Genomic DNA, 4,748 nt, shown 5'->3' on the forward strand with positions numbered 1-4,748 from the left:
GGCAGGCTCCCGCAGCCATCAGACCGGTGTAAACGGTGAAAATAACAGCGTCCGTCTCAGCATTCAGGGCGGTCATCTCGGTCACGATAACAACGGCGGTATTGCCCGTGGAGCCACGCCGGAAAGCAGCGGCAGCTATGGCTTCGTCCGTCTGGAGGGTGACCTGCTGAGAACAGAGGTTGCCGGTATGTCTCTGACGACAGGGGTGTATGGTGCCGCAGGCCATTCTTCCGTTGATGTTAAGGATGATGACGGTTCCCGCGCCGGCACGGTCCGGGATGATGCCGGCAGCCTGGGCGGATACCTGAATCTGACACACACGTCCTCCGGCCTGTGGGCTGACATTGTGGCACAGGGAACCCGCCACAGCATGAAAGCGTCATCGGACAATAACGACTTCCGTGCCCGGGGCTGGGGCTGGCTGGGCTCACTGGAAACCGGTCTGCCCTTCAGTATCACTGACAACCTGATGCTGGAGCCACAACTGCACTATACCTGGCAGGGACTTACCCTGGATGACGGCCAGGATAACGCCGGTTATGTGAAGTTCGGGCATGGCAGTGCACAACATGTGCGTGCCGGTTTCCGTCTGGGCAGCCACAACGATATGAGCTTTGGTGAAGGCACCTCATCCCGTGACACTCTGCGCGACAGTACAAAACACCGTGTGAGTGAACTGCCGGTGAACTGGTGGGTACAGCCTTCTGTTATCCGCACTTTCAGCTCCCGGGGTGACATGAGCATGGGGACAGCCGCCGCCGGCAGTAACATGACGTTCTCACCGTCCCGGAATGGCACGTCACTGGACCTGCAGGCCGGACTGGAAGCCCGTGTCCGGGAAAATATCACCCTGGGCGTTCAGGCCGGTTATGCCCACAGCGTCAGCGGCAGCAGCGCTGAAGGTTATAACGGTCAGGCCACGCTGAATGTGACTTTTTGATAATCAGGTCACTCTCCTTCAGGCCCCGGTCATCATGACCGGGGCTTTTTACTTTCAGGGAGCAACAGATATGCCGGGTTGTACATCACGTTTATTGCCCGAAGGCCCTTTCTCACGCGAACAGGCTGTTGCCGTCAAAACAGCTTACCGCAATGTGTTTACTGAAGATGACCAGGGAACATATTCCCGGCTGGTTATCCGTAATGCTGAAGGTCAGTTGCGCTGGTGATGCCGGAACACAGCTTAATACTCAGCTCGCCAGTTAAGGGCTTCTCAGACAATAAACGTCATTCATTTCATCTGTCAGGCCGCGTCTTCTCCGGGAGACGCAGCTTTTTCATTTATTACACCAGTAAATCGTAACCACCGATAAGGAGCAAATTATGCGACTAGCCAGTCGTTTTGGTTATGCGAACCAGATACGCCGTGACCGTCCGCTGACACACGAAGAACTGATGCACTATGTTCCCAGTATTTTCGGTGAAGACCGGCATACTTCCCGCAGTAAACGATATGCGTACATTCCCACCATCACCGTACTGGAAAGCCTGCAGCAGGAAGGTTTTCAGCCATTCTTCGCCTGCCAGACCCGCGTGCGCGACCCGGGCCGCCGGGGATACACAAAACACATGCTGCGTCTGCGGCGGGCCGGAGAGATAAACGGAGAACATGTCCCTGAAATTATTCTGCTCAACTCTCATGACGGTACCTCCAGCTACCAGATGCTGCCGGGTTACTTCAGATTCGTCTGCCAGAATGGCTGCGTCTGCGGTCAGTCTCTGGGGGAAGTGCGTGTTCCACACCGGGGAAATGTGGTGGAGAAAGTTATCGAAGGGGCTTACGAAGTGGTGGGGGTTTTTGACCGGATTGAGGAAAAGCGTGATGCCATGCAGTCGCTGGTCCTGCCGCCACCGGCACGCCAGGCGCTGGCACAGGCGGCACTGACTTACCGTTATGGTGACGAACATCAGCCAGTCACCACCGCTGACATTCTGACACCACGACGCAGGGAGGATTACGGTAAAGACCTGTGGAGCGCATATCAGACCATCCAGGAGAATATGCTGAAAGGCGGGATTTCCGGCCGCAGTGCAAAAGGAAAACGTATCCACACCCGTGCCATTCACAACATCGACACCGATATTAAGCTCAACCGCGCATTGTGGGTAATGGCAGAAACGCTGCTGGAGAGCCTGCGCTGATGCAGCATGTCCCTGAAGGCGTGATTCAGGCACCAGAATCACCCGACGCCCCGGAGGCGCTGCCGGGGTGTCGTTCCATTTCTGATGATGACCTGTGCGCCTGGTGTACCCGTCTGCTTTACCGTCCCGGAGAAATCAGTCTGTGCAGACTGAGTATACAGGCAATGGCATCTGGCCATCCGTCTGTGACCGGAACGGTTACGCGTACGGCTGTCCGGAATTTCAGCCGAATATCATTCATCCCTGATATTACCGGGTCATCACGGTCAGTGATGAACGTGATGTTGCCAGGTCCCGACCTTTACTCCCTCTCATTTATTCACATTACAAGGATTTCATACATGAAAACATTGTCTCAGAACACCACCTCTTCGGCCTGTGCACCGGAGACTGACCTGCAACAACTGGTTGCCACCCTCGTCCCTGATGAACAGCGCATCAGCTTCTGGCCGCAGCACTTTGGCCTCATTCCACAGTGGGTGACCCTGGAGCCCCGTGTCTTCGGCTGGATGGACCGTCTGTGCGAAGACTACTGCGGTGGTATCTGGAATCTGTACACCCTGAACAACGGCGGGGCATTTATGGCACCCGAACCGGATGACGATGATGACGAAACATGGGTACTGTTCAATGCCATGAACGGTAACCGCGCTGAAATGAGTCCGGAAGCTGCCGGCATTGCTGCCTGTCTGATGACGTACAGTCATCATGCCTGTCGTACGGAGTGTTATGCCATGACGGTCCATTATTACCGGCTGCGGGATTACGCCCTGCAGCGTCCGGAATGCAGCGCCATTATGCGCATCATCGACTGAATGGAGAGAAGTACAATGCAACAGCTTTCCTTTCTGCCCGGAGAGATGACGCCCGGCGAGCGCAGCCTCATTCAACGGGCCCTGAAAACCCTGGACCGCCATCTTCATGAACCCGGCGTGGCCTTCACCTCCACCCGTGCGGCACGAGAATGGCTGATTCTGAACATGGCGGGACTGGAGCGTGAAGAGTTCCGGGTGCTGTATCTGAACAACCAGAATCAGCTGATTGCCGGTGAAACCCTCTTCACCGGCACCATCAACCGCACGGAAGTCCATCCCCGTGAAGTGATTAAACGCGCCCTGTATCACAATGCCGCTGCTGTGGTGCTGGCACACAATCACCCGTCCGGTGAAGTCACACCCAGCAAGGCAGACCGCCTTATCACGGAACGTCTGGTACAGGCACTGGGCCTGGTGGATATCCGGGTGCCGGACCATCTGATAGTCGGTGGCAGCCAGGTTTTCTCCTTTGCCGAACATGGTCTGCTTTAACCCGTCACAACCACATCACACCTGTTTTCACTTTTATCTTCTGTCTTCAGAGGTATCCCACTATGAAAATCATCACCCGTGGCGAAGCCATGCGTATTCACCGTCAGCATCCGGCATCCCGTCTTTTTCCGTTCTGTACCGGCAAATACCGCTGGCACGGCAGTGCTGAAGCGTATACCGGTCGTGAAGTGCAGGATATTCCCGGTGTGCTGGCCGTGTTTGCAGAACGCCGTAAGGACAGTTTTGGTCCGTATGTCCGGCTGATGAGCGTCACCCTGAACTGATGTTCCGTCACCCGGAAAACGAGTACGACTGGCTGAGCTCAGACGCCGCTGTGGATGAGGTCCTGCTCATCAACGAATACACCTTTACCGAAGCCGGTCTGCGCGCCGGCTGACCCGTCATCGTTAAACTATCATTCACCGATTTTCTGTGAGGATTTTATCGTGTCAGACACACTTTCCGGGACAACGCATCCCGATGACAATGACGACCATCCCTGGTGGGGACTACCCTGCACAGTGACGCCCTGTTTCGGCGCCCGTCTGGTGCAGGAGGGTAACCGGTTGCATTACCTTGCCGACCGTGCCGGTATCAGAGGCCGGTTCAGAGATGCGGATGCGTACCCTCTGGACCAGGCCTTTCCGCTGCTGATGAAACAACTGAAATTAATGCTCACCAGTGGTGAACTGAATCCCCGCCATCAGCATACCGTGACACTGTATGCGAAGGGGCTGACCTGTGAAGCCGACATCCTCGGCTCCTGTGGTTACGTTTATCTGGCTGTTTATCCGACACCTGAAACGAAAAAGTAAACCACCGGAATAACCTTCTGCTCCGGCCTGGTGTTTTCACCACGCCACTGTCTCATTTTTTATCTCTGCATATCAGGAAAATCTTCAGTATGAAAACATTACCCGACACGCATGTACGGGAGGTATCGTGCTGCCCGTCTCCCGTCACCATCTGGCAGACACTGCTCACCCGGTTACTGGACCAGCATTACAGCCTTACGCTGAATGACACACCGTTCGTGGATGAACGCGTGATTGAGCAGCATATTGAGGCAGGCATTTCACTGTGTGATGCAGTGAACTTTCTCGTGGAAAAATACGCACTGGTACGAACTGACCAGCCGGGATTCAGCGCAGGAGCCTCGTCGCAGTTAATCAACAGCATTGATATTCTCCGTAAGCGTGCAGCAAGAACCGTATTGACGGGGATGTGTTATTCAGTCGGCAGTGCTACGCGCCAGGGGAGCAGTTCGCCGACCCGGTTTATCGGCCAGTCGGCTATGAC

Annotated in this window: 7 protein-coding genes and 2 pseudogenes; 8 read left to right on the forward strand and 1 reads right to left on the reverse strand. The window is 55.3% G+C overall.

Going from position 1 to position 4,748, the window contains the following annotated elements; genetic code table 11:
- From ACJHX3_RS24260 to ACJHX3_RS24295, 8 genes and pseudogenes are all read left to right on the forward strand, one after another.
- Positions 1-940 (forward strand): autotransporter domain-containing protein (locus ACJHX3_RS24260; protein ID WP_410236223.1); only part of this gene is annotated, 940 nt, incomplete at its 5' end.
- Between the two features lie 70 nt (positions 941-1,010).
- A pseudogene (locus tag ACJHX3_RS24265) lies at positions 1,011-1,206 on the forward strand (DUF905 family protein).
- A gap of 117 nt (positions 1,207-1,323) precedes the next feature.
- Entirely contained in the window at positions 1,324-2,142 is an 819-nt protein-coding gene (locus ACJHX3_RS24270; protein WP_001234651.1) for a DUF932 domain-containing protein, read from the forward strand.
- Between the two features lie 341 nt (positions 2,143-2,483).
- Complete coding sequence (locus tag ACJHX3_RS24275) at positions 2,484-2,957, forward strand: antirestriction protein (RefSeq protein WP_410236224.1); 474 nt, start codon at positions 2,484-2,486, stop codon at positions 2,955-2,957.
- 15 nt (positions 2,958-2,972) lie between these two features.
- A complete protein-coding gene (locus ACJHX3_RS24280; RefSeq protein ID WP_001186774.1) occupies positions 2,973-3,449 on the forward strand; it encodes a RadC family protein in 477 nt (158 codons plus the stop codon).
- 62 nt (positions 3,450-3,511) lie between these two features.
- The gene (locus ACJHX3_RS24285) at positions 3,512-3,733 is read left to right on the forward strand and encodes a DUF987 domain-containing protein (RefSeq protein ID WP_000692345.1); all 222 of its coding nucleotides are present in this window, start codon (positions 3,512-3,514) and stop codon (positions 3,731-3,733) included.
- Between the two features lie 162 nt (positions 3,734-3,895).
- Positions 3,896-4,264 carry a type IV toxin-antitoxin system YeeU family antitoxin gene (locus ACJHX3_RS24290; protein WP_094321967.1) on the forward strand — a complete coding sequence of 123 codons (369 nt, stop codon included), beginning with the start codon at positions 3,896-3,898 and terminating at the stop codon, positions 4,262-4,264.
- An 89-nt stretch (positions 4,265-4,353) separates the two neighbouring features.
- Positions 4,354-4,668: pseudogene (locus ACJHX3_RS24295) on the forward strand (TA system toxin CbtA family protein); the annotation flags it as partial.
- A gap of 8 nt (positions 4,669-4,676) precedes the next feature.
- Here the strand turns inward: ACJHX3_RS24295 and ACJHX3_RS24300 are convergent.
- Positions 4,677-4,748, reverse strand: a 72-nt coding sequence (locus tag ACJHX3_RS24300) for a hypothetical protein (RefSeq protein ID WP_252966805.1), incomplete at its 5' end; no start/stop codon positions are given.

This window comes from Escherichia sp. WS1265 (assembly GCF_046487585.1).
Classification (GTDB): domain Bacteria; phylum Pseudomonadota; class Gammaproteobacteria; order Enterobacterales; family Enterobacteriaceae; genus Escherichia; species Escherichia coli.